Source organism: Bacillus sp. E214 (assembly GCF_008087365.1).
GTDB lineage: Bacteria > Bacillota > Bacilli > Bacillales > Pradoshiaceae > Pradoshia.
Map to the genome: position 1 here is coordinate 142,059 of NZ_VENN01000002.1, position 26,980 is coordinate 169,038.

General features: G+C 40.9%; 23 protein-coding genes. 19 read left to right on the forward strand and 4 right to left on the reverse strand.

From position 1 onward, the window contains the following. The first annotated feature begins 3 nt into the window (after positions 1 to 3). A complete protein-coding gene (locus FHY47_RS09985) occupies positions 4 to 528 on the forward strand; it encodes a YwgA family protein (protein WP_066109764.1) in 525 nt (174 codons plus the stop codon). Between the two features lie 144 nt (positions 529 to 672). On the opposite strand, the gene FHY47_RS09990 is transcribed toward FHY47_RS09985, so the two are convergent. Then, complete coding sequence (locus FHY47_RS09990) at positions 673 to 858, reverse strand: 2-hydroxymuconate tautomerase (protein WP_066109407.1); 186 nt, start codon at positions 856 to 858, stop codon at positions 673 to 675. Between the two features lie 141 nt (positions 859 to 999). On the opposite strand from FHY47_RS09990, the gene FHY47_RS09995 reads away from it, so the two are divergent. Continuing rightward, positions 1,000 to 1,635 carry a site-2 protease family protein gene (locus FHY47_RS09995; RefSeq protein WP_140461903.1) on the forward strand — a complete coding sequence of 212 codons (636 nt, stop codon included), beginning with the start codon at positions 1,000 to 1,002 and terminating at the stop codon, positions 1,633 to 1,635. A gap of 20 nt (positions 1,636 to 1,655) precedes the next feature. After that, a complete protein-coding gene (locus tag FHY47_RS10000) occupies positions 1,656 to 2,165 on the forward strand; it encodes a YwhD family protein (protein ID WP_066109401.1) in 510 nt (169 codons plus the stop codon). Between the two features lie 183 nt (positions 2,166 to 2,348). Here the strand turns inward: FHY47_RS10000 and FHY47_RS10005 are convergent, their stop codons facing one another. Then, positions 2,349 to 4,430: a transglycosylase domain-containing protein gene (locus tag FHY47_RS10005; RefSeq protein ID WP_139892070.1), complete on the reverse strand. Its 2,082-nt coding sequence runs from the start codon at positions 4,428 to 4,430 to the stop codon at positions 2,349 to 2,351. A gap of 212 nt (positions 4,431 to 4,642) precedes the next feature. Here FHY47_RS10005 and speE point away from each other — a divergent pair, with 212 nt between their 5' ends. The 4 genes from speE (at position 4,643) to argS (ending at position 8,664) form a co-directional block, all read left to right on the forward strand. After that, positions 4,643 to 5,470, forward strand: coding sequence for a polyamine aminopropyltransferase (gene speE, locus FHY47_RS10010; protein ID WP_139892071.1), 828 nt, complete (start codon positions 4,643 to 4,645; stop codon positions 5,468 to 5,470). A gap of 42 nt (positions 5,471 to 5,512) precedes the next feature. Then, positions 5,513 to 6,394: an agmatinase gene (gene speB, locus FHY47_RS10015; protein ID WP_140461900.1), complete on the forward strand. Its 882-nt coding sequence runs from the start codon at positions 5,513 to 5,515 to the stop codon at positions 6,392 to 6,394. A 150-nt stretch (positions 6,395 to 6,544) separates the two neighbouring features. Further along, positions 6,545 to 6,997: a YwiB family protein gene (locus FHY47_RS10020; RefSeq protein WP_066109390.1), complete on the forward strand. Its 453-nt coding sequence runs from the start codon at positions 6,545 to 6,547 to the stop codon at positions 6,995 to 6,997. Beyond that, positions 6,994 to 8,664: an arginine--tRNA ligase gene (argS, locus tag FHY47_RS10025; RefSeq protein ID WP_140461899.1), complete on the forward strand. Its 1,671-nt coding sequence runs from the start codon at positions 6,994 to 6,996 to the stop codon at positions 8,662 to 8,664. Before FHY47_RS10020 ends, argS begins: the two co-directional genes overlap by 4 nt. 80 nt (positions 8,665 to 8,744) lie before the next feature. Here the strand turns inward: argS and uvsE are convergent, their stop codons facing one another. Then, positions 8,745 to 9,704, reverse strand: a complete 960-nt coding sequence (gene uvsE / locus FHY47_RS10030) for a UV DNA damage repair endonuclease UvsE (RefSeq protein ID WP_140461898.1) — start codon at positions 9,702 to 9,704, stop codon at positions 8,745 to 8,747. A gap of 387 nt (positions 9,705 to 10,091) precedes the next feature. Here uvsE and FHY47_RS10035 point away from each other — a divergent pair, with 387 nt between their 5' ends. The 9 genes from FHY47_RS10035 (at position 10,092) to FHY47_RS10075 (ending at position 23,611) form a co-directional block, all read left to right on the forward strand. Further along, positions 10,092 to 12,203 (forward strand): (Fe-S)-binding protein, encoded by a 2,112-nt coding sequence (locus FHY47_RS10035; protein WP_066109762.1) that lies wholly within the window; start codon positions 10,092 to 10,094, stop codon positions 12,201 to 12,203. 224 nt (positions 12,204 to 12,427) lie between these two features. After that, positions 12,428 to 13,621 carry an acetyl-CoA C-acetyltransferase gene (locus tag FHY47_RS10040; RefSeq protein ID WP_066109381.1) on the forward strand — a complete coding sequence of 398 codons (1,194 nt, stop codon included), beginning with the start codon at positions 12,428 to 12,430 and terminating at the stop codon, positions 13,619 to 13,621. Positions 13,622 to 13,640: 19 nt separating this feature from the next. Then, positions 13,641 to 14,492, forward strand: a complete 852-nt coding sequence (locus tag FHY47_RS10045) for a 3-hydroxybutyryl-CoA dehydrogenase (RefSeq protein ID WP_066109378.1) — start codon at positions 13,641 to 13,643, stop codon at positions 14,490 to 14,492. A 26-nt stretch (positions 14,493 to 14,518) separates the two neighbouring features. Continuing rightward, positions 14,519 to 15,655, forward strand: coding sequence for an acyl-CoA dehydrogenase (locus FHY47_RS10050; RefSeq protein WP_140461895.1), 1,137 nt, complete (start codon positions 14,519 to 14,521; stop codon positions 15,653 to 15,655). A gap of 20 nt (positions 15,656 to 15,675) precedes the next feature. Continuing rightward, a complete protein-coding gene (locus FHY47_RS10055; RefSeq protein ID WP_139892074.1) occupies positions 15,676 to 16,818 on the forward strand; it encodes an acyl-CoA dehydrogenase in 1,143 nt (380 codons plus the stop codon). A gap of 90 nt (positions 16,819 to 16,908) precedes the next feature. Continuing rightward, positions 16,909 to 17,541, forward strand: a complete 633-nt coding sequence (locus FHY47_RS10060; protein ID WP_139892075.1) for a TetR/AcrR family transcriptional regulator — start codon at positions 16,909 to 16,911, stop codon at positions 17,539 to 17,541. A 20-nt stretch (positions 17,542 to 17,561) separates the two neighbouring features. Continuing rightward, positions 17,562 to 20,819 (forward strand): fused isobutyryl-CoA mutase/GTPase IcmF, encoded by a 3,258-nt coding sequence (gene icmF / locus FHY47_RS10065; RefSeq protein WP_148630373.1) that lies wholly within the window; start codon positions 17,562 to 17,564, stop codon positions 20,817 to 20,819. A 398-nt stretch (positions 20,820 to 21,217) separates the two neighbouring features. Next, positions 21,218 to 21,790 (forward strand): DNA-directed RNA polymerase subunit delta, encoded by a 573-nt coding sequence (rpoE, locus tag FHY47_RS10070; protein ID WP_148630375.1) that lies wholly within the window; start codon positions 21,218 to 21,220, stop codon positions 21,788 to 21,790. A 222-nt stretch (positions 21,791 to 22,012) separates the two neighbouring features. Beyond that, positions 22,013 to 23,611, forward strand: coding sequence for a CTP synthase (locus FHY47_RS10075; RefSeq protein WP_066109361.1), 1,599 nt, complete (start codon positions 22,013 to 22,015; stop codon positions 23,609 to 23,611). Between the two features lie 341 nt (positions 23,612 to 23,952). On the opposite strand, the gene FHY47_RS10080 is transcribed toward FHY47_RS10075, so the two are convergent. After that, entirely contained in the window at positions 23,953 to 24,498 is a 546-nt protein-coding gene (locus tag FHY47_RS10080; protein WP_066109358.1) for a DUF2529 family protein, read from the reverse strand. A gap of 215 nt (positions 24,499 to 24,713) precedes the next feature. Here FHY47_RS10080 and FHY47_RS10085 point away from each other — a divergent pair, with 215 nt between their 5' ends. The 3 genes from FHY47_RS10085 to fsa all read left to right on the forward strand — a co-directional run bounded on the left by FHY47_RS10085 (position 24,714) and on the right by fsa (position 26,927). Then, positions 24,714 to 25,091, forward strand: coding sequence for a response regulator (locus FHY47_RS10085; RefSeq protein ID WP_066109355.1), 378 nt, complete (start codon positions 24,714 to 24,716; stop codon positions 25,089 to 25,091). Between the two features lie 165 nt (positions 25,092 to 25,256). After that, positions 25,257 to 26,114, forward strand: coding sequence for a class II fructose-bisphosphate aldolase (locus tag FHY47_RS10090; protein ID WP_066109352.1), 858 nt, complete (start codon positions 25,257 to 25,259; stop codon positions 26,112 to 26,114). Positions 26,115 to 26,276: 162 nt separating this feature from the next. Next, on the forward strand, positions 26,277 to 26,927 hold the full coding sequence (fsa, locus tag FHY47_RS10095; protein ID WP_066109349.1) for a fructose-6-phosphate aldolase: 651 nt from the start codon (positions 26,277 to 26,279) through the stop codon (positions 26,925 to 26,927). The last annotated feature ends 53 nt before the right edge of the window (positions 26,928 to 26,980 follow it).

The window sequence follows — 26,980 nt, forward strand, 5'->3', positions numbered from 1 at the left end:
ATGGTGTTGAAGGAGCATGCCAGAATTCTTTCAGCCATAGATGCGGCCGGGCATATTGGGGGAAGAAAAAAGCTTCAAAAGATGGTGTTTATCTCAAAAAAACTCGAATATCCTTTTCAGGAGAGATTTGAATTTCATTTTTATGGACCCTATTCAGAGGAATTAACGTTAAAGATAGAAGAGCTTTGCAATTTAGGCCTTTTATCTGAAATAAAGGATAAGGAAAATGGCTATGTTCATTATGACTACTCTTTAACAGAGGCAGGCAAAGAATTTCTTTCTTTATACAGCAAAGACAATGAAAACGACGAGCTGTCTGCATGTGTGAAGGGATTGAACAATCATAATGCACGTTTTCTTGAATTGGTTTCTACGGTTTTTTATTTCGACCATTTATCCAAGGATGAGATTATTAAGAAAATCCAGGAACTAAAGGCGGAGCAACAGTATTTGCCTGAGGAAATAGAGGAAGCCTTCAATTATGCAGCACAGCTTATTAAGGAAAATAAACCAATGTACGCGAATTAGTTCTTTTTAATACTGGAGAAATAAAAAGAATGGAGCATATTTGCTCCATTCGGCTCCCACTTAAAAACGAAAGTCGGGTCCAATAATATGTAATTGGATCAATAATGTTCGGTGTGGATGAAAGACACGCAATCCGAACAAAGTTTATTGATCGCTGGCGCGTACACCGCCAACCGCATAATGAGATTTAGTCATTTCTTCAATGAACACCGTAATTCTTTCTTTTGGTGCTCCTGTTGTTTCAGAAACTGCTTCAGTGACTTTTTCACATAAGGCCTTTTTTTGTTCTTCAGTGCGGCCCTCCAACATTTTAACGGTTACATACGGCATATAATGTCCTCCTCATTTGTAAAACAAGTGATTATGTTGATAGTTTTTCATAATCGCCGGCGGAAAGCAAGTGGTGAAAAGCAGAATGGAAAGTTGAACCTAACTGAAAGGTTTTATATTAAGGAAAAAGGGGATGTTTTGATGTTTGATTTTCAAAGCATATTGGTCAATTTACCATATACACTTGTAACTCTCGCCATTGCGTTTACTGTTCATGAATATGCACATGCCTATGCGGCCTATAAATTTGGAGATATGACTGCAAAAAATCAGGGACGGCTGACATTAAATCCGCTTCGGCACATTGATCCATTAGGTGCGATATTTATTATATTGGTCGGGTTTGGCTGGGCGAAACCTGTACCGGTCAATCGCTTCTTCTTTAAAAATCCACGGATGAACAGTATTGTTGTTTCAGTGGTAGGCCCTTTGAGTAATCTTGTGCTGGCTTTTATTGGTGTCCTATTGATATATATTATAAGCATCGCAGGATTTAATTTACCTGAGTTTATCTACACGTTTTTTAATATTTTTATCCGCTTGAATGTTGTACTGTTTGTATTTAATTTATTGCCATTTCCTCCACTTGATGGGTATCGTATTATTGAGGACCTCGTTCCGGCTGATATACGTCCAAAAATGACACAGTATGAACAATATGGAGCGTTGATTTTCCTTATCCTGGTGATTACACCGCTTGGTAATTACACAATCGATCCAATCATTTATAATTTAGTACCAGCGATTGAGCGATTCTTAGTTTCAATATTTATTTAAAGGGAGGCTTGTACATATCCATGAGTCAAGAGAAGAAAAAACCAACTTTTAATATCATTAAAAACGACCCTACTGATGGCCATAAAGGCTTTGGAATGGGGGCGTTGAGCCTGGAAAATGTTTCACCTGTCATTATTGATGTGGAAGCAGGTGAAGCGTTTGTCGATATTGGTGCTATGCATGCAAGAAGTGCTATCGAAAGACGAATCAAATTTTTACCGAATAAAGATGAAGTACCAAACGGAAAGCCATACTGGCTTGTTTGGGTTACAATTGAACAGACGAAACAGGGAGCCTATTATGCTGGTGTGACGGCATGCGAAATGACGGTTGATGAAGAGATTCGCCGCGGCTATAAATCATTGCCAGAGCATGTGAATCGCATGGATAAATCATTGAAAAGACATATTATCGTTGAGCATATGGATGAACCTTCAAAAATCATCTTAGCTAACTTCCTGAAAAAACATAATGAAGAGCTTTGGAAAAACTCCCCTGATGAATTGAAGGAAAAGCTAAACGCTAACTAATATTGACAAAAACGTGAAAATTATGGATTTTTTTGTAAAGTAATTCAGCATATTACTTGTCGGTTTTCAGTAAAAAAAGTACACTAAAAACAGTGTGCAAGCACGTAGAGCTAGGACGCAAAAATCCCCAAACCGTTAATGGTTTGGGGATTTTTGTTTTCTTATGCTCATGGGTCGGATTGTTTAAAGCTTTCCAAATGGCCATACTCTCTTGTACCACGGATCATGTGACTTTTCTTTATTCTTTTCATCAGAAGGGCTTAGATCGTTTCCCTTGTTTATATGATTATGGCAATACTGTTTCGGCTCGGTTCCTTTTTTATAGTAAGTAAGGCGTTTAACCGGGCAGGCTCCGTGTGCAAGCAAGCCGCTTTCGGGGTCAATTTCTACCGCAACAATATTTTTCGGCTGTTTAAACTCTTTAACAGGCTCATCCTCTAGGGATTGCTCCATAAAGCTCGCCCAAATTTCTTTGGCTGCAATTTTATCTTGTTTAGTTTCGATTTTCTGAGAGCGATCATATCCGGTCCAAACACCTGTCGTAAGCTGAGGAGTATAGCCAATCATCCAGCTATCATACTCAGTTGAGCCTGACTTTCCAGCATAGGGCCTTGAAAGCTTAGGTGCGATTGAGGCGCCTGTCACAGATGCGTAACCATTTAGCTTTTTATCGAACACACCTGTCAGCATTTGTGTCATGACATAGGCATCCGCTTGCTTCAGTACGGCTGTCCGTTCTAATTTTTTCTGATATAAAACCTCTCCGTCACGCCCTGTAACCTTAGTGATAAAGTAAGGTTTAACCTTTTTTCCTCCGTTGGCAAATAAGTTATAGGCATTTGTCATTTCCAAAGGCTTAACTCCGGACGTTCCAAGCGCCAGTGAGGGAACCTTGGTCATAGGAGTGGTTAATCCAAATCGCTTTACAGCCTTAACCAGTTCATCCTCTCCAAGGAACAGATGTGTTTTGACGGCAAATATATTGTCTGATACAGCCAGGGCCTGAGCCAGTGTAATCGATTCATTGGCATATCGGTTATTAAAATTATGGGGTGTATATTTTTCTTTTCCTCCTTCAAATGAAAAGGTGGTCACTTCACTTCGCAAGGTCGTCGATGGTGTGAACCCTTTTTCTAAAGCTGTGTAATATAGCAGCGGCTTAATCGTGGAACCGGGCTGTCTAAGTGCCTGGGTCGCACGATTGAATGAGCTATGCTCATAATTGGTTCCGCCAATCAATGCTTTAACCATACCGTTATGGGGATTCATCGCAATTAAAGCAGCCTGAAAATCACCTTCCGGCTGCACATGCTTGGCAATAGCCTCTTCAGCAATGGCCTGCTGCTTGGAATTGAAGGTTGTATACACCTTTAATCCCCCTTGCCTGATCAGCTCCTCATTCCCCTTTAAGACCTGACGTAACTCATGATTGACTGCATCCAGAAAATAGGGTGCCTCCTGTTTTTTCTCTGTAATCAGGGAACCGTATATGGGCAAGCGGTCGGCTAATGCCAATGTTTCTTTTGCCTGTTCTGCACTCAGCTGACTGGTTTCCTTTAAAGAGTTGAGGACAATAGCCTGCCGTTCCTTTGCGTTCTTTTTCGAAACAAGTGGTGAATAAATGCCTGGTCCCTTTGGAATGCCAGCAAGCAGGCTTGCTTCAGCCAAGGATAGATCTTTGGCATCCTTATGAAAATAATAGTGGCTCGCAGCCTGTATACCATACATTCCATGCCCGTAATAAATCGTATTTAAATAACCTTCGAGAATCTCATCCTTACTGAAATGGTCTTCAATCCGAAGAGTGTAGAGAGCTTCCTTAGCCTTTCGTGACCAGGTTTTTTCTGAATCAAGGAAGAGGTTCTTGGCATACTGCTGAGTGATTGTACTGGCTCCCTGCACCTTGGCCATGGCAATCGTGTCAGATACAATTGCTCCTATAATTCTCTTTGTATCAAACCCGTTATGATGATAAAAATTTCGATCCTCAACTGCCAGAGTAGATTGTATTAAATAAGGCGATATCTCACTGAGAGGTACCCAATACCGCCTCTCGGCCCCGTGGCTTTCCGTAAATGTACTTAAATCATCAGCTAAATATTGAGTGGTTTGCGGGACGGATATGGCTGGAGGTCCGGCAAGCTTTACAATAAGTAGGACGGTAACAAACCCAATCACTCCAAATGTAGCAATCAGTGATCCGAAAAGTATAAGGGATCTCTTATAGGCAAGTAATTTCCTTCTTCTAAGTCTGCTTGGAGACACATGTCTTCCCCCTGATCTGTTGTGAAATTATTCATATTAGTAGTATGAAAATAAACCAACATTTTTAAACGTAAAACAGACATAGAAACGATAATATTGGAAATATCGGAAAATCTTTACTTTTTTATAAGAATGCACTATACTCTTCTAAGTTTAATAGATAGTGAATGATAATTGGGCCGCTGAAACTGAAACAAGAAAAGAGGTTCATCATGGGTATTTGGTTCACGGAGAAGCAAACAAATCATTTTGGAATCACCATGAAGATAAGTCGTACCTTGCATACGGAACAAACAGACTTTCAAAAACTGGATATTGTAGAGACAGTAGAGTGGGGTAAGATGCTGCTGCTGGATGATATGGTGATGACATCTGTGAAGGATGAATTTGTCTATCATGAGATGGTAGCCCACGTTCCCCTACATACGCACCCTTGTCCAGAGCATGTCCTCGTTGTAGGAGGCGGGGATGGTGGCGTAATCCGTGAAGTGCTTAAGCATGAGAATGTAAAAAAAGCTACTTTGGTAGAGATTGATGGCAGAGTCATTGAGTACTCAAAACAGTTTTTACCAGAAGTTGCAGGAAGCCTGACTGACCATCGGGTTGAAGTACTGGTTGATGACGGATTTATGCATATTGCCAAAAGCGAAAATAAATATGATGTAATTATCGTAGATTCTACAGAGCCGGTTGGACCGGCCGTAAATTTGTTTACGAAGGGCTTCTATGCAGGAATCTATCAGGCATTAAAGGAAGAGGGCATCTTTGTTGCACAAACGGATAACCCTTGGTTTAAAGCGGATTTAATTCAATCGGTCTTTAAAGATGTAAAAGAGATTTTTCCGATTACCGGCCTATATACGGCTAATATCCCAACCTATCCGAGCGGTTTATGGACCTTTACAATTGGTTCAAAAAAACACCATCCTTTAGAGATTTGTGATGATAGATTCATTGAAATGGAAACAAAGTATTATACAAAGGAGCTTCATAAGGCTGCCTTTGTGCTGCCTAAATTTGTAGCTGATCTTTTAAAATAAACAGAAATGAACATATAGATGAGGATTAAAGGAGTGCAGATTATGAGATTTGATGAAGCCTATTCCGGTAATGTTTTTATAGGAAGTCATCCCAATTTTAAAGATTCAGAGGCGGTTCTCTACGGAATGCCAATGGATTGGACAGTTAGCTTTCGTCCTGGATCCAGGTTTGGCCCAGCGCGTATACGAGAAGTATCCCTTGGTTTGGAAGAATACAGCCCTTATATCGATCGACATTTAGAGGTTGTTAAATTTTTTGATGCGGGCGATATTCCGCTCCCTTTTGGAAATCCGCAAAGAAGCATTGATATGATAGAGGCGTACATTGAAACCCTTTTGGCAGAAGGGAAATTCCCGCTTGGTATGGGCGGCGAGCATCTCGTTACATGGCCGATTATAAAAGCAATTCATAAGAAGTATGAGGATTTGGCTATTATCCATTTTGATGCTCATGCAGATTTGAGAGAAGAATATGAAGGCGAGCCGCTTTCCCATTCAACTCCGATTCGGAAGATTTGTAATTTGATTGGTGCAGAGAATGTCTATTCTTTCGGCATTCGTTCAGGTATGAGGGAAGAGTTTCAATTTGCCAAGGATTCCGGAATGCATATGTATAAATTTGATGTGGCGGAGCCATTAAAAAAAGTACTGCCCACCCTTGCCGGCCGAAATGTGTATGTCACCATTGATATTGATGTACTTGACCCAGCACATGCACCGGGTACGGGAACTGCTGAAGCAGGCGGTATTACATCTAAAGAAATGCTTGAGGCTATAACTGCTATATCAAACTCTGGCGTAAATGTGGTGGGAGCAGATCTTGTAGAAGTTGCTCCTGCTTATGATTCCTCTGAACAAACACAAATTGCTGCAGCTAAATTTATTCGCGAAATTCTTTTAGGTTGGGTAAATAAACGCCTGTAATTGAATAAGACTAGCAATCCCCTGTCTATGATAGTAGAGCAAGGGGATTTTTTTTAGAAAAAAAGATTCGGACAAGTTGCCAGAGAGTTTTTCTTTACCTTATACTTGTATGATTGAGTAAAATAATCAATTCCAGGGGGAATTCATTAAATGACCGAGGAAAAAAGCAACGCACCCATAGAGGTCATGGTACGGCTAAAGACGCATATCCAATATGTTGACGATGAAGAGAACATCGAGCTAATTACATTTGGCACGTTGCATCACATGCCAAATGCCACATATATCCGCTATATTGAGCACGTTGAAAACAATGGGAAAATCAATACAACTGTTAAATATGACGGGGATGAAATGCTAATTATTAGAAGCGGCGCGGTTAAAATGAGACAGCTTTACAAAATTGGCACAGAAACCAGCGGCTCTTATGAAAGCATTCATGGTACACTGGATTTAACGACACGTACAAATAAGCTGGAGCATACCGTCCATCCGGAAACGAAGGAAGAGATTTTCCATGTTTCCTACAACCTATTTTTACAACAAGAGAATGTGGGCAACTACTCACTTACATTGACGGTCAAGGAGGAAAAGACAAGATGAACATCGTAACAGAGATTCAGGATCAGATTAAAGAAGAGATTAAGCAGGCAGTAATTAAGGCTGGATTAGCGGAAGAAGCAGTGATTCCAGGTGTAATTCTTGAATTGCCAAAGGATAAAACACATGGAGATTATTCTACTAATATGGCTATGCAGCTTGCCCGTATTGCTAAGAAGGCACCTCGGACAATAGCAGAGGAAATCATTAATCATTTTGATACTTCAAAGGCATCAATTGAAAAAATTGAAATTGCCGGACCGGGATTTATCAATTTTTATTTAAACAATGGATACTTAACAAATCTGATTCCCGCTATTTTGGAGTCAGGGGAAGCTTATGGTGAATCTAATGTAGGCGGAGGAGAAAAAATTCAGGTTGAGTTTGTTTCTGCGAATCCAACAGGAGATCTTCACTTGGGTCATGCCCGCGGTGCGGCAGTTGGGGATTCTTTATCCAATATCCTGGCTAAAGCTGGCTGGGATGTATCCCGTGAATACTATATTAATGATGCGGGTAACCAAATCAATAATCTGGCATATTCAGTTGAAGCTCGCTATTTACAGGCGCTTGGAATGGAGAAAGAAATGCCTGCAGATGGCTATCATGGAGAAGACATTATCAATATCGGTAAACGTATGGCTGAAGAATTTGGCGATAAATATGTAAATGCTGATGAAGAAGAGCGCTTTAAATTTTTCCGTGAGTACGGGTTGAAATATGAAATGGAAAAATTGAAAAAAGACCTTGAGAGCTTCCGTGTCCCATTTGATGTATGGTTCTCTGAAACATCTCTTTATGAAGATGGCAAAATTATGCCTGCATTGGAGCTGTTAAGAGAAAAAGGATATATCTATGAGATGGATGGAGCTACCTGGTTCAAATCTACTGATTTTGGCGATGATAAAGACCGTGTATTAATTAAGAATGATGGTTCATACACCTATCTCCTACCAGACATCGCATACCATAAAAATAAGCTGGAACGCGGATTTGAAAAATTAATCAACATTTGGGGAGCAGACCATCATGGGTATATTCCTCGTATGCAAGCTGCGATTCAGGCGATGGGTTACGGAAAAGATACGTTGGAGGTAGAAATCATCCAGCTTGTTCACCTGTTCAAAAATGGTGAGAAAATGAAAATGTCCAAGCGTACAGGAAAAGCTGTCACAATGAGAGACTTGATGGAGGAAGTTGGTTTAGATGCCGTGCGTTATTTCTTTGCGATGAGAAGTGCGGACACGCATATGGACTTTGACCTTGATCTGGCTGTATCCGAATCCAATGATAATCCAGTGTACTACGCTCAATATGCACATGCTCGTATTTGCAGTATCCTTCGTCAGGGAGCTGAAGTGGGTATTACATTGGAAGGCGACGCAGAGCTTAGCCGATTGGGTTCTGAAAAAGAAATTGACCTTCTGAAGAAACTTGGTGAATTCCCACAAGCGGTTGCAGAAGCGGCTCAAAAACGTATGCCGCACAGAATCACGAATTATATCTTTGATCTGGCTTCCACATTCCATAGCTTCTATAATGCTGATAAAGTATTAGATCAGGAAGAGCCTGAAAGAAGTAAAGCTAGACTTGCTCTTGTTCAGGCAACAAAAATTACATTGGCAAATGCATTAAAACTAATTGGTGTATCTGCTCCAGAAAAAATGTAATCTCATACTAATAAAATGCCCACACCATAAGAGAGGTGTGGGTTGTTTTTGTTAGTCTAGTGACAGACTGCTAACAAATATTATCTTATCCTGATGCTTCCGCCGCTGATTCGATTGATTCCTCTTAATGAGGCCAAATCCTCAATTAGCTTCATCATCGCGATATCCTTATTTTTCGCCTCGATTATGAAATCAATTTCAGAAATTCCTATTTGCTTCAGCATTTGGATAAATGGCATGATAAAGTCAACATCGACGTTGGATGCGTGTGCGCGAATTTCACGCTCCGAACGGGGAGAAGAAATATGGATTTTAGGCTTCCAGCCTCTTAATTCCCATGTCAGAAGAATACGGGGCAACAATTTTTCCAATGGAGTCATAGAAGGATTTGCCACGTGATGATGGTAATCAAATAAAAGCGGGATATCCTCATGCTCACAAACCTGCAGAGTCTCTTCAGTTGTATAAGTCTTATCATCATTTTCGAGTGTCATGAGCTGCTTAATGGATTCAGGGATTTTTTGGCTATTGGCATAAAACCGTTGAATAGCCGTTTGTTTATTTCCATATGATCCGCCGACATGGATATTAATGAGTGCTTGGTCTGGCATTCCCATAGCCTCCAGCATTTTATAATGGTAAACCATATCTTCAACCGCTTTATCTGTCACATCATGATTAGGAGAGGTAAAAAGTGTAAAGGCATTCGGGTGGAAGCTGACACGAAGCTTGTGTTTCCGTACCAGTTTGCCAATTTCAGCCCAATCTTTTTTGAAAGGTGTAATAAAATCCCACTTAACATCAGGGTGAGTTGCAAGCGGTACAATCGAGCTTGAGAAACGATAGATCGGTATTTCATGTGCAATATTATAATGGAGAATTCGTTTGGTGGTTTCGATATTTTGTTTAGTAATTGCGAGTAATCGTTCGATTTGCTCTTCTTGAGATAGTCCGCTCCATCGTGTATAGGTGATGGTTTTGGAGGGGGTTGAATTCCAAAGATTTAAAGCAGTGGATACATATCCAAATCGAATATCCATAAATAAAGGCCTCTCCTTTCCATGTTTTTAAGTAGTAGCCGTTTATTAAGCTATGCGGCAGGGTATTGGTATTAAACTGTAAAATACTTCCTGGATATGGATTGAAACTGAATCAATGTATACCTCAAAGTAGTTCCTCTAACCAATATCTACTCATCTTAGTATGACTAAAAATATAAAAATAAATCTCAAATGATCTATTCGACAAACTAGATTATATTTACCATGTTTTAATAATTAATCTAAAATATGTAAGTTATTGATTGACTGAATGCTCATTCATTATATAAAATATAGTTATACTATATTGGGTTTAGTGTCGTTTTATGTTGTAGGTAACTTTTAAATCATGCTTTCGGTAGCAAAAGGGGGAAGACGGGGATGGAGATGAATGGTCTTCTATGGATCAACTTAGTTGCAGCTGTTCTTGTAACCGCTTACGCAGTTTGGCTGTTCACGTATCTGATCAGAACAAGGATTGCCTATATTAAACTTGGCAAGAAAACTGAGTTTGATAATGACGTAAAGAAGAGGCTGGAAAAGATTTGGGTATTTGTATTTGGGCAGAAAAAATTACTGAAGGATAAGAAAAGCGGAACGATGCATGTGCTCTTCTTTTACGGGTTTATCCTTGTCCAATTTGGAGCGATTGATCTAATTTGGAAAGGGATTAAACCGGGATCTCATTTGCCATTGGGACCTATATATCCGATTTTTACTTTTTTCCAGGAGATAGTTGTACTCCTGGTACTGGTGGCTGTTGTTTGGGCATTCTATCGCCGTTATATTGAGAAGCTTGTTCGGCTAAAGAGGGGATTTAAAGCCGGTCTAGTTCTGATCTTTATCGGAGGATTAATGCTAGCAACGCTTGTAGCGAACGGGGCTGCTATTGTATGGCATGGCGGTGAGCTTCATTGGTCAGAGCCTGTTGCTTCTACGATTGCGATGGCGCTTGGCTGGATGAATGAGACAGCTGCCATAGCTGTATTCTATGTGGCCTGGTGGATACATTTACTATTCATTTTGACGTTCTTGGTATATATTCCGCAATCGAAGCACGCACATTTAATTGCCGGACCAGCCAATGTTTATTTGCACAGATTAACTCCGCCAAAATTAAAGAAAATTGATTTTGAGGATGAAACACAGGAAACGTATGGAGCAGGTAAGATTCAGGACTTTACGGATCTGCAGCTCGTCGATTTATACGCATGCGTGGAGTGCGGCCGTTGCACCAATATGTGTCCGGCAACCGGGACAGGAAAAATGCTGTCACCAATGGACGTTCTAATTAAAATGCGTGACCATTTAACGTTTACGGGAGCTGCAGTTACAAGGAAAGAGCCATGGGTTCCGGGATTTGTATTCAGTAATACGAAAGGCAATCAAATCGCGGTGGCTGCACAGGGTGCGGGTGCTGCGGAGTCTGCGGCAGCAGCTGAATTGTACAATCCAGCTTTGGTGGGTGAGGTTATTACAGAGGAAGAGCTTTGGGCATGTACTACATGCCGCAACTGTGAGGATCAGTGTCCGGTTATGAATGAGCATGTTGGAACCATTATTGATATGCGTCGCTTTCTTGTATTAACGGAAGGTAAAGTACCTGCTGATGCTCAGCGTGCGATGCAAAATATCGAACGTCAGGGAAACCCTTGGGGATTAAACCGTAAAGAGCGTGAAGATTGGCGTGAAGCTCGTGAGGATGTAGTTGTACCGACTGTGAAGGAAATGAAGAAGTCTGGTGAAGAGTTTGAATACTTATTCTGGGTCGGCTCAATGGGATCCTATGACAACCGTTCACAAAAAATTGCTTTATCATTTGCGAAACTTTTAAATGAAGCCGGCGTTAAATTTGCGATTCTCGGTAATAAGGAGAAAAACTCCGGAGATACACCGCGACGTCTTGGGAACGAATTCCTGTTCCAGGAGCTGGCTACAAAGAATATTGAAGAGTTCGAAAAAAATGAGGTCAAAAAGATTGTTACAATCGATCCGCATGCTTTCAATATCTTCAAAAATGAATATCCGGACTTCGGCTTACAGGCAGAGGTTTATCATCATACACAGGTGCTGGCTGATCTAGTGAAGGAAGGCAGATTAAAACCAACTTATGCCGTTAATGAAAAAATTACGTTCCATGATTCTTGTTACTTGGGAAGGTACAACGATGTCTATGATGCACCGAGGGATATTTTAAAAGCAATTCCGGGAGCCTCATTTGTAGAAATAGAAAGAAATCGCGAAAATGGAATGTGCTGTGGAGCGGGTGGGGGCTTGATGTGGATGGAAGAGGAAACAGGCCACCGTATCAATGTTGCCCGTACGGAACAAGCTCTTGAGGTCAATCCGACAGTTATCAGCTCAGGCTGTCCATATTGCTTAACTATGTTAAGTGACGGCACAAAGGCGAAGGAAGTTGAAGAAGAAGTTAAAACATACGATGTGGCAGAACTGCTTGAAAAAGCGGTATTTGGGGAACATAGGGAGCTTGCATCTTAATTTTCACCGATATATGAAGGGGTTCATATAGTAATAGATGAGACAGAAACGGAAATTTACACAACTATTTGTTTTCGAAATATTGTGTAAATATTTCCGTTTCTTTCTTATTTACAGTAAAATACAAATATACCAAATTAAAGCGCTTACATATTTTCTGCCAACGACGAGCGAGCGTTCAGTCAATTAACCAAAGTATGAAATTTGAAAGCGGAGGGATAACGATGGGGAAAACCGTAATTATTGATGGAGCTAGGACGCCTTTTGGAAAATTTGGAGGAGCATTAAGCAGTTTAACAGCTTCGGAGTTAGGCGGAATAGCAATCAAAGAGGCTATAGAACGTGCAGGTGTAAATGCGGCAGATGTGAATGAAGTCATTATGGGATGTGTATTACAGGGTGGCCAAGGGCAAATCGTTTCTCGTCAGGCCTCAAGACATGCAGGGCTTCCATGGTCAGTAAAGACAGAGACGATTAATAAAGTATGTGCATCGGGTTTACGAAGCGTCACGCTCGGAGACCAGATCATTCGGCTTGGTGAAGAAGAAGTTATCGTGGCCGGCGGGATGGAATCAATGAGCAATGCTCCATATATTCTTCCGAAAGCAAGGTGGGGAGCTCGTATGGGAGATACGCCGCTGGTCGATATGATGGTCCATGATGGTTTGACATGCAGCTTTACCGGTGTACATATGGGGTCTTACGGTAACAGCACATCTGAGGACCTGGAATTATCAAGAAGTGATCAGGATAACTGGGCTTATCAGAGCCATCAAAAGGCAATTCGAGCAATTGAATCCGGCCTTCTGCAGGAAGAAATCGTTCCAGTATCGGTCAAACAGCGTAAAGGTGAGCCGGTTGTTGTGGAAATCGATGAAGCGCCGCGAAAAGATACGACAGTGGAGAAGCTGAGTTCCTTGAAACCGGCATTTGACCGGGATGGAACAATAACGGCTGGAAACGCACCGGGGATTAATGACGGGGCTGGAGCACTTGTTTTAATGAGTGAGGATAAAGCAATTGATGAAGGATACAAGATTGGTGCAAGAATTATCGGCCATGCCGAAATTGCTGTGGAAGCAAAGGATTTCCCAAAAACTCCCGGCTTAGTCATTAATGAGCTGCTTAAGAAAACAGAAAAATCACTGGATGATATTGATTTATTTGAAGTGAATGAGGCATTTGCAGCGGTTGCCCTTGCGAGTGGCAAGCTTGCCAATCTTGATGCTGAAAAAGTGAATGTAAATGGTGGAGCGGTTGCCCTTGGCCATCCAATCGGAGCTAGTGGGGCGCGAATCATTCTCACCCTCATGTATGAACTGAAGAGACGTGGCGGCGGCATAGGGATCGCGTCTATCTGCAGCGGCGGCGGACAGGGAGATGCCATTATGATCGAAGTGCCAAAGGCAAAAGAATAAAAAAACGGGGTGAAGTGGGATGGAGATTAAAAAAATAATGGTTATCGGTGCAGGGCAAATGGGGTCTGGAATTGCACAGGTTTGTGCGGTATCAGGGTTCGAGGTGTTTCTGCACGATTTAACTGAAGAGTTTGTAAAAAAGGGTCTGGTTACCATCGAAAATAATTTGTTAAGGCAAGTGGAGAAGGGGCGTTTAAGTGAACAGGAAAAAGTAGAGATCCTGGAAAGATTAACACCCTCAACTGAAATGAAAAATGCAGGTCATGTCGACCTCATAATTGAAGCAGCTACAGAAAATATGGATATCAAAAAGAAAATATTTAAAGAGCTTGATGAGGTTGCGTCGGTTCACACAATTCTCGCTACGAATACCTCTTCCTTACCAATTACGGAAATTGCAGCAGCAACAAAACGTCCGGAGCAGGTAATCGGTATGCATTTTATGAATCCTGTGCCTGTCATGAAGCTTGTGGAGATCATTCGCGGTCTCGCAACTTCTGAAGAAGTATATAAAAAAATTGAAGAGACCGCTAAAGAGCTCGGAAAGATTCCGGTAGAAGTAAATGATTTTCCTGGCTTTGTTTCAAACCGCATACTCATGCCGATGATCAACGAAGCCATATTCACCCTATATGAAGGGGTTGCTTCCAAGGAAGCCATTGATGAAGTGATGAAGCTGGGGATGAATCATCCAATGGGTCCGCTGCAGCTCGCTGATTTTATTGGGCTTGATACATGTTTGTACATTATGGAAACCTTGCATGAAGGTCTTGGAGATGACAAATATCGGCCATGTCCGCTGCTACGTAAATATGTAAGTGCCGGTTGGCTCGGCAAGAAATCCGGCAGAGGATTTTACCAATACAACTAAGTTTGTCAAAAAGGAGGCTGGCTGCAATGGAATTCACGTTTACGGATGAGCAGCAAATGATGAGAAAAATGGTTCGTGAATTTGCCGTCAAGGAAATCGAGCCATTTGTACCAAAGATGGAAGCTGGATTGTTTCCGAGGGAGATTGTATCCAAAATGGCGGAGCTTGGACTGATGGGGATTCCGATACCGGAGTCATATGGCGGGGCCGGAATGGATTATATCTCCTACATTACAGCGATACATGAAATATCGAAAATAAGTCCGACAGTCGGCGTGATTTTATCCGTCCATACATCTGTTGGAACCTACCCGATTTTGAATTTTGGTAATGAAGAACAAAAAAAGGCGTATATACCGAAGCTTGCAAGTGGCGAATATCTGGGGGCTTTCTGTCTAACTGAACCAAGTGCCGGATCAGATGCAGGCTCCCTGAAATCAAGAGCTGTAAGAAAAAATGGGGAGTATATCGTCAATGGTTCAAAAATATTTATCACGAATGGCGGTGAGGCAGATGTCTATATTGTTTTTGCCTCTACGGATCCTTCTAAGAGAAATAAGGGAATCAGCGCTTTTATTGTAGACAAAGACACGCCCGGACTTATCATCGGCAAGGATGAAAATAAAATGGGCTTGCATGGATCAAGAACAGTTCAGCTCATCTTTGAGGATATGAGAGTACCGGCCGAGAATCTGCTAGGGGAAGAAGGACAGGGAATGTCCATCGCGCTGAATAACCTGAATACAGGGCGGATTGGGATTGCAGCACAGGCACTTGGAATAGCGGAAGGGGCTTTTCAGCATGCTGTCCAATATGCAAAGAATCGCAGCCAATTTGGGAAACCAATCTCTGCTCAGCAGGGAATAGGCTTTAAGCTCGCCGATATGGGGACAATGGTTGAGGCTTCAAAATTACTGGTTTATCAGGCAGCTGCTTTAAAAAGTTCGAATCAGCCTTGTACAAAGGAGGCATCCATGGCAAAGCTGTTTGCCTCGCGTACGGCAGTTGAAGTGGCGACCGAAGCAATCCAGGTTTTTGGAGGCTATGGCTATACCGAGGAATACCCAGTAGAACGTTATTTCAGGGATGCAAAGGTGACAGAAATATACGAAGGTACAAGCGAAATCCAACGAATAGTAATCAGTAAGCATTTGATGGGCTAATAGAACAGGGGGAAATAGGAATGAATTTTAAATTATCAGAGGAACATGAAATGATTCGCAAAATGGTTAGGGACTTTGCCCGGAATGAAGTCGCACCGACTGCGGCCGAACGGGATGAGGAAGAGCGTTTTGACAGGGAAATCTTTAACAAAATGGCGGAGCTCGGGCTTACAGGTATTCCTTGGCCAGAGGAGTATGGTGGAATCGGCAGTGATTATGTAGCCTATTGCATTGCCATTGAAGAACTTTCGCGTGTCTGTGCTTCAACAGGTGTTACGCTATCTGCTCATACATCATTGGCTGGCTGGCCAATTTATAAATTTGGCAATGAAGAACAAAAGCAAAAATATTTAAGACCTATGGCGCAGGGAGAGAAAATTGGAGCGTATGGGCTGACGGAGCCGGGATCGGGCTCGGATTCGGGAGCTATGAAAACAACTGCCCGTCTGGAAGAAGATCATTATGTTTTAAATGGCTCTAAAATATTCATTACAAATGGGGGCGTGGCGGATACATATGTGGTCTTTGCATTGACAGATCCGTCCTCTAAACATAAAGGTACAAGCGCATTCATTGTGGAGAAAGATTTCCCTGGCTTTAGTGTTGGAAAAAAGGAAAAGAAACTCGGGATTCGTTCATCTCCAACAACAGAGATTATTTTTGAAGAGTGTAAAGTACCGAAGGAGAATCTATTAGGTACAGAGGGAGAAGGATTTAAAATCGCCATGATGACCCTTGATGGAGGAAGAAATGGCATTGCTGCGCAGGCTGTTGGAATCGCTCAGGGAGCGCTCGACGCTGCAGTGGATTATGCGAGGGAGCGAGTTCAGTTCGGCAAGCCAATTTCTGCCCAGCAGGGAGTTGGCTTTAAGCTTGCAGATATGGCAACCAGTATAGAGGCTTCAAGACTTTTAACCTATCAGGCGGCTTGGCTGGAATCCGAGGGACTTCCGTATGGAAAAGAGTCGGCTATGTCCAAATTATTTGCCGGCGATACAGCAATGAAGGTCACAACAGAAGCGGTACAGGTATTTGGCGGGTATGGATATACAAAGGATTATCCGGTTGAACGCTATATGCGTGATGCGAAAATAACACAAATTTATGAAGGAACACAGGAAATCCAAAGACTTGTTATCTCAAGAATGCTCACCAAAAACTAATTTCAAATTTTTATAGGGTTCTTCCCGGCTATCTTTATCCGGGGAGAATTGATTTTTAAAAGAAATACTTGTAGGTAGGTGGGTGAAAGGGTGAAGAGAATCGTAGTCCATGCCTCAGTAAAGGATGAGAGGCTAGTGAAAAAACGCCGGGACGAGATGATCAAAGGGGCGGTCTCTTTATTCATAGAGAAGGGCTACCACCGAACAACAACAAGGGAAATAGCGAAGGCAGCAGGATTCAGTATTGGAACGCTCTATGAATATATCAGATCCAAGGATGATATTTTATATCTCGTTTGTGACAATATTTACGATGAGGTGAAGGACCGGCTTCAAAAGGCGCTTGAAGAAAGCGAGGGGACATTTGCCGGACTGCGCTTAGGTATCGCCTATTATTTTAAAATTTGTGATGAAATGCAGGATGAAGTATTGGTGATGTACCAGGAAGCAAAATCGTTGAGTAGGGCAGCACTGCCATATGTATTAAATAAAGAAAATGAAATGACGAAAATGTTTGAGGAACTTATTCAGACATGTGTACAGCATGAGGAAATTGATTTAAGCCCGATACAAATTCACCTGCTTGCACATAACATTATTGTTCATGGACAAATGTGGGCATTCAGGAGATGGGGACTTAGAAAAAGCTTTACAATCGATCAATATATTGAAATGCAATCGCATCTTCTTTTAAGCGGTTTAGCCAATGGGGAAAACAGATAAGCAAAGGGGAATGAAAAAAGATGAATAAAGGATATAAACCGAAACACCCTATCCGTTTTGTGACGGCTTCGAGTTTATTTGATGGGCACGATGTCAGTGTCAATATTATGAGAAGAATTCTTCAGGCAAAAGGAGCGGAGGTGATTCACCTTGGTCATAATCGTTCTGTTGAGGAAATTGTTAATGCAGCTATTCAGGAGGATGTTCAGGGGATTGCTGTTTCTTCCTATCAGGGTGGTCACGTAGAATTTTTTAAGTATATGTACGATTTGCTCAAGGAAAGAGGAGCCGGCCATATTCGTATTTATGGGGGCGGCGGAGGAGTCATCATACCAAGGGAGATTAAAGAGCTGCATGAATATGGGATTGCAAAGATTTTTTCACCGGATGATGGAAGAGAAATGGGCCTTGAGGGCATGATGGAATTGCTAATACGTGAATGTGATTATCCACTGCCCCCGCTTGAAGAGTTGAATGAGGGGAATCTATCCGTATCGGCCCCATTAACTGTAGCACGCGCGATTACGATGGTGGAAAATCGCTTGCTGGCTGGGCAGGAAGCCGTTGCTTTGTCAGATGAACTGCAAAAAATAGATGATAAACAGGTTAATCATATTCCGGTAATTGGGATAACCGGTACTGGGGGAGCGGGAAAGAGCTCGCTTACAGATGAATTAATAAGGCGATTCATTAATGAAATCCCTGAACAAAACATAGCAATTCTTTCGATTGACCCAACGAAGCAGAAAACAGGCGGAGCGTTGCTTGGAGACAGAATACGAATGAATGCCATTTTTCATCCGCGTGTGTATATGAGGAGCTTGGCGACGCGGAACTCACACTCTGAGCTTTCCAATTCGATAAAAGATGCAATAGCTGTCGTAAAAGCAGCCGGATTTGATGCTGTAATTATTGAAACAAGCGGAATTGGCCAGGGAGATGCGGCAATAACGGAAGTATGTGATATATCCATGTATGTCATGACAAGTGAGTTTGGAGCCCCTTCACAGCTTGAGAAAATAGATATGATTGATTTTGCTGATTTAATTGTTATTAATAAATTTGAAAGAAAAGGATCAGAGGATGCATTGCGCCAGGTTCAAAAACAATACCAGCGCAGCCGCAATCTATTTGATAAGGATCTGGCTGAAATGCCGGTGTACGGAACGATTGCGAGCCAGTTTAATGATGTGGGTACAAACGCACTTTTTGCTGCGTTGCTTGAAGTCATTGAGAAGAAAACAGGTCAGGAATACAAAAGCCGTTTTAATACATCTGTGCGTTCAGAAAAGCAAAATGTCATCATCCCTCCCGACCGTCAATATTACTTACGGGAAATCGCTGAAACAGTAAAGCAATATCATGCCGCCTCACTTGAGCAACAACAGATTGCCAGGCGATTATTTCAAATAGAAGGTACCATACAGGCGTTAGAGGAAGAGGGATATTCAGCGGATGGAACAGAGCCGCTGAGCGAGCTTCAAAAGGGATACAGGCAAAATCTAACCAATGAGTCAAAAGCCATTCTTGATGGCTGGAATAATCAGAAGGAATTATATTCAAAAACAGAACTGATTACGAAAGTACGAAATAAGGAAATTAAGACAGAATTGAGGACTAGTACATTAAGTGGTCTGACCATACCGAAAGTAGCTTTACCTAAGTTTCAGGATTATGGAGAAATCCTGCGCTGGGTACAGAAAGAGAATGTTCCCGGGAAATTTCCGTTCACTGCAGGTGTGTTTCCGTTTAAAAGACAGGAAGAGGATCCGAAGCGGCAATTTGCCGGAGAAGGATCACCGGAGAGAACGAACCGCCGTTTTCATTATTTATCAAAGGATGATACGGCCAAACGGCTGAGCACGGCTTTTGATTCGGTCACACTATATGGCGAGGATCCGCATATACGCCCAGATATTTATGGGAAGGTTGGGGAAAGCGGTGTAAGTGTCTGTACCCTTGAGGATATGAAAAAACTCTATGATGGGTTTGATTTATGTTCACCAAGTACTTCCGTTTCTATGACAATCAATGGCCCTGCTCCCATCATTCTTGCTATGTTTATGAATACCGCCATTGATCAACAAATAGAGAAAAAGCAAGCAGAGCTTAAAAGAACTCTTACTTCTGAGGAAAAGGAAACTGTAAAAAAAGAGACCCTGGAGATTGTCAGAGGAACCGTTCAGGCAGATATTTTAAAGGAAGATCAGGGACAGAATACATGTATCTTTTCTACTGAGTTCGCATTAAAACTGATGGGCGATATCCAGGAGTACTTCGTAAAAAATCGGGTGAGAAATTATTATTCTGTCTCCATATCCGGTTATCACATCGCTGAGGCAGGAGCAAATCCCATTTCACAATTAGCATTTACACTGTCGAATGGCTTTACGTATGTAGAATATTATTTAAGCCGAGGTATGGACATTGATTCGTTTGCACCGAATCTCTCGTTCTTTTTCTCAAATGGACTGGACCCAGAATATACTGTTCTCGGACGTGTGGCAAGGCGAATATGGGCAATTGTTATGAGAGATAAATACGGTGCGAATGAACGAAGCCAAAAGCTGAAATATCATATCCAAACCTCGGGACGTTCCCTGCATGCTCAGGAAATTGATTTTAATGATATCCGTACGACTCTGCAGGCTTTGCTTGCTTTGCAGGATAATTGTAACTCCCTGCATACCAATGCCTATGACGAAGCAATCACTACACCAACGGAGGAATCCGTACGAAGGGCCATGGCCATTCAGATGATTGTTACGAAAGAATTTGGCTGGATGAAGAATGAAAATTCTCTTCAGGGTTCCTTCATTGTTGAGGAATTAACGGATTTAGTAGAAGAAGCGGTTCTCCGCGAATTTGAACGAATCAACGACAGAGGTGGAGTCCTTGGAGCAATGGAAATGCAGTATCAACGTGGCAAAATTCAGGATGAATCTCTTGTTTATGAAATGAAAAAGCATTCGGGTGAGCTTCCGATTATTGGTGTGAACACCTATTTAAATCCTAATCCGCCGAGTGAAGATGAAGTAAACAATATGGAATTGGCCCGTGCCACAAAGGATGAAAAGAATTTACAAATTGCTAATCTAGATAAATTTAAGGAGATTCATGGAATGGCTGCAGAAAATGCTCTAACTCAACTCAAAGAGGCTGCCATTAATGGAGAGAACATATTTGAACAGCTGATGGAAACTGTTAAAACAGCCAGTCTTGGCCAAATCACCCATGCATTATATGAAGTTGGAGGGCAATATCGCAGAAATATGTAAGTTTCTGTGCTACCAGAGTACAGACTAATTAATGTCTGTACTCTGATTTTTTAGGATGACATTCAAAGGATTGATCATTTGCTCAATATTTGTGTATGGGATTGAACATTAATAGCTGGTTGTATGGTAGGATAAAAAAGTAGAAGCTTTTTATTATAAGATACATAAAAGCAGGTTATAATGGAGAAACGAGAGGATACTGGAAACGGGTTGAACAAAGACCGATCAGTGCCCCTTTAAGTCCTTGTGATGGCTTTTTATTTATATTCTTATAAAGCCGCAAGAGGAAAAAGGATAGAACGGATAAAATAAAGTGGCAAAAAGATGAATCGTTTGGTTATAATGGGATATGCATAATTGGGCATTCATGTTGATTTGATAGAAAGGAAGTGCGAACAATGAAACTAGCCAACCTGTCTAAGGAAGAAGTAAGTGAAATGGCTTACATTGAAATTGCGAACGTGTTACTTATAGAAAAGAAAGAAGCAATAGATTTTAAGGTAATGATGGATAAAATCCAAAAATTACTTGGTTTGACAGATGAAGAAGTTAGTGCAAAAATGGGCCAATTCTATACAGATCTAAATGTAGACGGCCGTTTTATCAGTATTGGAGACAATCGCTGGGGACTAAAAGGATGGTACCCTGTTGAACAAGTTGAAGAAGAAACAGTTCCAGCTTCTAAAGTGAAGAAGAAGAAAAAAGGCAAAAAAGCACTCGTTGATGACTTTGATGATGAGGATGAAGTTCTTGATTTTGATGATCTTGATGACTTCGATGACGACGATGATGAGGATGATTCTTTAATTGATGATTTCGACGATATCGATGACATCGATGATGATGAGGATGATGATGACGAGGATCTAATCGAGGACGAAGTTATCGTTGAGGATGATTATGATCTTGACGAAGAAGAAGAGGAAGAAGATCTTGTGATTGACGAAGAAGAAGAGGACGACAATCGCTAATCCTTTAACCTTGACTTAAAGTGTCAATCTTTGTAGAATATTCATTGGGCTCCTTTAAAATAAAGGAAACACTATTAAGCGATTTTAAGCTCCCTTGCTTGCAAGGGGGCTTTTTTATTTTTTTTAGGGGATAGGCCCGATGAAAAAACAAAAACTAATCACTATTAATAGATTTGTGCTTACCAAATGAAATCAATACGATCTTTTAGGAGGTTTTTATAGATGACAAAATATATTTTTGTTACAGGCGGAGTTGTATCTTCTTTAGGAAAAGGGATTACAGCTGCTTCACTTGGCCGCTTATTGAAAAACAGAGGCTTGAAAGTGACAATCCAAAAATTTGACCCATACATCAATGTGGACCCGGGAACGATGAGTCCTTATCAACATGGTGAAGTTTTCGTAACAGATGATGGTGCAGAAACAGATTTAGACTTAGGCCATTATGAGCGTTTTATTGATATCAATTTATCTAAGCTTTCCAATGTAACAACAGGTAAAGTATACTCTCACGTGTTAAAGAAAGAGCGCCGCGGAGACTATTTAGGCGGAACGGTGCAAGTAATCCCGCATATTACGAATGAGATTAAAGAGCGGATTTTGAAAGCTGGCCATGATACAAATGCGGATGTCGTTATTACCGAAATTGGCGGAACAGTAGGGGATATTGAATCCTTGCCATTCCTGGAAGCGATTCGTCAAATTAAGAGTGATATTGGCAGCGATAACGTTCTATACATTCACTGTACATTGATTCCTTACCTTAAAGCTGCTGGTGAAATGAAAACAAAGCCTACACAGCACAGTGTTAAAGAATTGCGCAGCTTAGGTATTCAGCCAAATATTATCGTCGTGCGTACAGAATTACCAATCTCTCAGGATATGAAAGACAAACTTGCTCTGTTCTGTGACATTGATAAAAATTCTGTCATCGAGTGCCGTGATGCAGAAACTTTATATTCCATTCCATTGGATCTTCAGGCACAAGGAATGGACGAAATTGTTTGTAACCATTTGAAATTGCAAACAAACGATGCAGATATGACAGAATGGAAAGAGTTGCTACATAAAGTAACGAATCTGACCAAAGAAGTGAAAATCGGTCTTGTTGGAAAATATGTAGAGCTTCAAGATGCCTATATTTCTGTAGTAGAAGCATTAAAACATGCCGGCTATGCATTTGATGCAGATGTGAAGATTAAATGGATTAACGCAGAGCATGTAAATAAAGAGAATGTAAATGAAATGCTTGATGATGTGGATGGTATTTTGGTGCCGGGCGGATTTGGAGACCGTGGTGTTGAAGGAAAAATCCTAGCAACCGAATATGCCCGCACTAACAAAAAGCCGTTCTTTGGAATCTGTCTTGGTATGCAGTTAGCATCCATTGAATTTGCACGTAACGTTCTTGGGTTAAAAGATGCTCATTCTTCTGAGCTTAATCCGGAAACGACAAACCCAATCATTGACTTACTTCCTGAACAAATTGATATCGAGGACCTTGGCGGGACTCTTAGACTTGGTTTATATCCATGTAAAATTGTTCCTGGAACGAAAACATTTGAAGCTTATCAAGATGAAGTGGTATATGAGCGCCACCGCCATCGTTATGAGTTCAACAACCATTACCGCGAAGATATGGAGAAACAAGGCTTTATCTTCTCAGGTACCAGCCCGGATGGACGTCTGGTAGAAATTATTGAATTGAAGGATCATCCTTGGTTCATTGCTTCTCAATTCCATCCAGAATTCAAATCAAGACCACAGCGTCCGCAGCCATTGTTCCGTGAATTCATTCATGCATCACTAGGCGAAAAATAATAAAAATAAAGGTGTACAGAAAATCAGTTACTACTGATAGCTCTGTACACCTTTTTTATTTTCGAGTGATTTTTTACTCAAAAGTGATATTTGTACTCATAAGGGCGATTAAATATACAATTCGTCCTATAAAGGTTCAATAAATTGGAAAACGCTCATCTGAAAAGGCTATTCAATTAGTTGAAATTATAAAATTTCAACTAACCTCAATCGTCCAAACTTACAACTTTATATAGTAAACGAAATCATTATCAGAAAACTTTTATCAAACAAAAACAGACAAGAAACTTGCTGGTATGCGCTTACGTAATGTAAAGTTATTTTTTGGCCAAGCAGGATAATTATTCTTCTTCATATTCCTTAATGATTTCATCGATTGACAGAGTGATTCCCTGATAAACGAAGAGGGCGGCTGCAAGGGTGGGAATCCCGCTTCTTGTTCCATCCTCATTTGGAATAAGACCTCGTGTTGCTTTTAAATCAATATGGATATCTGCCAGATTGGCAAGGTTCGGCGTATTGATATCATCTGCAGCAGGAGCCAGGGAAACGGCAACAAAAGGGATACGCTGTCCGTTTAAGGATTCAGCTAAAGCAACTGCTTCCGGTTCGGTTGCAGTTCGTGCAAAAATGATGGCGCGGTCTCGTTGCTCGATTTGAGCCATATATTGGCCGTTATACAATCGCTTCACGCCTTTGATCGGTTCAGGTCCATCGATTGCCTGGCTGATAATCCCATCCATTTCTTTAAAACCATGAAGATAAACAATACCATGGCTGACTAAAGCCTGAGCTAATAATCTCGCTGCGTCCTCCATATTTTCCTGTTCATCTTGTTCAATTTTTTTATAAATACCAGTTAATTGAGTTAAATATATTTTCAGCATTTGGGTCAACTCCTGATTTTAATAGTAATAGATGCTTTCATTTTTACTGTTTTTACAGCATTAAAATGATAAGTTCCTGTCAAAGTATAAATGCTTGAACGTAAATTGTCGAAAGACAATTTCGTTTGAATAAAGGTATTATTTACCTATTAGTAGAACTTATAGATTTAAGTGTCTTATTTATACAGGCTAACGGAAAGAAGGAGCTGTGTAAAATGAATGAAAAAATTTTAATTGTTGATGATCAATTTGGCATCCGTATTTTGCTGAATGAAGTACTGCAGCAGGAAGGATATCAAACATTTCTGGCGGCAAATGGAGAGCAGGCATTGGCGCTCCAGAAAAGTGAATCACCAGATTTAGTGTTGCTGGATATGAAAATTCCCGGTATGGACGGAATTGAGATTTTAAAAAGAATGAAAGAAGAAGATCAGGGCATTCGTGTATTAATTATGACAGCGTATGGAGAATTAGATATGATTCAGGAAGCGATGAACCTGGGAGCCTTGACTCATTTTGCAAAACCATTTGATATTGATGATATTAGGAAAGCGGTAAAGGATCATTTACCGGTTGCTAAAATTGACAGTTAAATGTACATTTTGCACACTTGTTGATAGTTTGAGGACAAGTTGATATGCTAGAGATAACTTCCCTCTGACGCTTTTTGCAGAAGGGGGAATACATATCGATCCATTAGGGAAAATGATAAGGGAAGCCGTTTGGCTCGAGCTTATTATTAACAAGGAGGAAGAAAAATGCCTTTAGTATCAATGACTGAAATGCTGAACAAAGCAAAAGAAGAAGGATATGCAGTTGGACAATTTAATATCAATAATCTAGAGTATACCCAAGCTATTCTTCAAGCTGCTGAGGAAGAAAAATCTCCAGTAATCTTAGGGGTTTCTGAAGGGGCAGCTCGTTACATGGGCGGTTTTAAAGTGTGTGTAGCAATGACAAAAGCCTTAATGGAAGAATACAAGACAACAGTTCCAGTTGCTATTCACTTAGACCACGGTTCCAGCTTTGAAAAATGTAAAGAAGCTGTTGATGCAGGATTCACTTCCGTTATGATTGATGCTTCTCATCACCCATACGAAGAGAATATTGAAATTACTTCTAAAGTGGTTGAATATGCTCATGCAAATGGTGTTTCTGTTGAAGCAGAACTTGGAACAGTTGGCGGACAAGAAGATGACGTAGTAGCTGATGGCGTTATCTATGCTGACGTTGAAGAGTGTAAAGATCTTGTAAAACGTACAAATATCGACTGTCTTGCTCCAGCGTTAGGCTCTGTTCACGGACCTTACAAAGGTGAACCGAAATTAGGTTTCAAAGAGATGGAAGAAATCGGAAAAGAAACTGGTATGCCATTAGTACTTCACGGTGGATCCGGTATTCCTTTACACGATATCCAAAAAGCTATTTCTCTTGGAACAGCTAAAATTAATGTAAATACTGAAAACCAAATCACTTCTGCTAAAGCGGTACGTGAAGTATTGGCTGCGGACAAAGAAGTATACGATCCACGTAAATACCTTGGACCAGCTCGTGAAGCAATTAAAGAAACGGTTATCGGTAAAATTCGTGAATTCGGTTCTAATAACAAAGCATAAAAGATATCTTTACGAGAGGATGCCACTCATCATGGGATCCTCTTTTTTACTATACATAATTTTGGTTAAATCATACGTTTTTAAAGGTGAAATTATTTGCTCAAAATGGAGAACAATGACACAATATAAAAGACATAGAAATTCATTCAAGGAGGAATTTAAATGAAGTTTTTTATAGATACAGCAAACTTAAATGAAATTAAAGAGGCCCATGCACTTGGTATTTTGGCAGGTGTAACAACGAACCCATCATTAGTTGCGAAGGAAAAAGATGTTTCTTTCCATGATCGTCTGCGTGAAATAACAGCGTTGGTACCTGGTTCTGTAAGTGCAGAGGTTATTGCACTGGATGCGGAAGGTATGATTCGTGAGGGTAAAGAATTAGCTGAGATTGCTCCGAACATCACAGTAAAAGTACCAATGACTCCAGACGGATTAAAAGCAGTTCATGCATTGACTGAAGCAGGAATCAAAACAAACGTAACTTTAATTTTTAATGCCAATCAGGCTTTATTAGCTGCTAGAGCAGGTGCAACATATGTTTCTCCTTTTATCGGAAGATTAGATGATATTGGACAAAATGGACTTGATTTAATAGCTGAAATTGCAGAAATCTTTGCAATCCATGATATCGATTCAGAGATTATTGCAGCAAGTATCCGTCATCCACAGCATGTGACGCAAGCAGCACTTCGCGGCGCACATATTGCAACGGTTCCTTATAACGTAATTCTTCAAATTTGTAAGCATCCGCTAACAGACAAAGGAATTGAAGCATTCCTTAAGGATTGGGAAACAAGAACAGAAAAATAATCGTGGTAAAATATGTATGAATGATCCGAGCTTGTGAAATAATTTGACAGACT

Bases quoted from the DNA above. Each gene is read 5' to 3' on its own strand.
- uvsE (WP_140461898.1), bottom strand. From the start codon at position 9,704: ATGGATATTCGATTTGGATATGTATCCACTGCTTTAAATCTTTGGAAT.
- FHY47_RS10075 (WP_066109361.1), top strand. From the start codon at position 22,013: ATGACAAAATATATTTTTGTTACAGGCGGAGTTGTATCTTCTTTAGGA.
- FHY47_RS10055 (WP_139892074.1), top strand. From the start codon at position 15,676: ATGAATTTTAAATTATCAGAGGAACATGAAATGATTCGCAAAATGGTT.
- FHY47_RS10000 (WP_066109401.1), top strand. From the start codon at position 1,656: ATGAGTCAAGAGAAGAAAAAACCAACTTTTAATATCATTAAAAACGAC.
- speE (WP_139892071.1), top strand. From the start codon at position 4,643: ATGGGTATTTGGTTCACGGAGAAGCAAACAAATCATTTTGGAATCACC.
- FHY47_RS10090 (WP_066109352.1), top strand. From the start codon at position 25,257: ATGCCTTTAGTATCAATGACTGAAATGCTGAACAAAGCAAAAGAAGAA.
- icmF (WP_148630373.1), top strand. From the start codon at position 17,562: ATGAATAAAGGATATAAACCGAAACACCCTATCCGTTTTGTGACGGCT.
- FHY47_RS10020 (WP_066109390.1), top strand. From the start codon at position 6,545: ATGACCGAGGAAAAAAGCAACGCACCCATAGAGGTCATGGTACGGCTA.
- rpoE (WP_148630375.1), top strand. From the start codon at position 21,218: ATGAAACTAGCCAACCTGTCTAAGGAAGAAGTAAGTGAAATGGCTTAC.
- argS (WP_140461899.1), top strand. From the start codon at position 6,994: ATGAACATCGTAACAGAGATTCAGGATCAGATTAAAGAAGAGATTAAG.
- fsa (WP_066109349.1), top strand. From the start codon at position 26,277: ATGAAGTTTTTTATAGATACAGCAAACTTAAATGAAATTAAAGAGGCC.
- speB (WP_140461900.1), top strand. From the start codon at position 5,513: ATGAGATTTGATGAAGCCTATTCCGGTAATGTTTTTATAGGAAGTCAT.
- FHY47_RS10050 (WP_140461895.1), top strand. From the start codon at position 14,519: ATGGAATTCACGTTTACGGATGAGCAGCAAATGATGAGAAAAATGGTT.
- FHY47_RS09990 (WP_066109407.1), bottom strand. From the start codon at position 858: ATGCCGTATGTAACCGTTAAAATGTTGGAGGGCCGCACTGAAGAACAA.
- FHY47_RS10085 (WP_066109355.1), top strand. From the start codon at position 24,714: ATGAATGAAAAAATTTTAATTGTTGATGATCAATTTGGCATCCGTATT.
- FHY47_RS10040 (WP_066109381.1), top strand. From the start codon at position 12,428: ATGGGGAAAACCGTAATTATTGATGGAGCTAGGACGCCTTTTGGAAAA.
- FHY47_RS10035 (WP_066109762.1), top strand. From the start codon at position 10,092: ATGAATGGTCTTCTATGGATCAACTTAGTTGCAGCTGTTCTTGTAACC.
- FHY47_RS10080 (WP_066109358.1), bottom strand. From the start codon at position 24,498: ATGCTGAAAATATATTTAACTCAATTAACTGGTATTTATAAAAAAATT.
- FHY47_RS09995 (WP_140461903.1), top strand. From the start codon at position 1,000: ATGTTTGATTTTCAAAGCATATTGGTCAATTTACCATATACACTTGTA.
- FHY47_RS10045 (WP_066109378.1), top strand. From the start codon at position 13,641: ATGGAGATTAAAAAAATAATGGTTATCGGTGCAGGGCAAATGGGGTCT.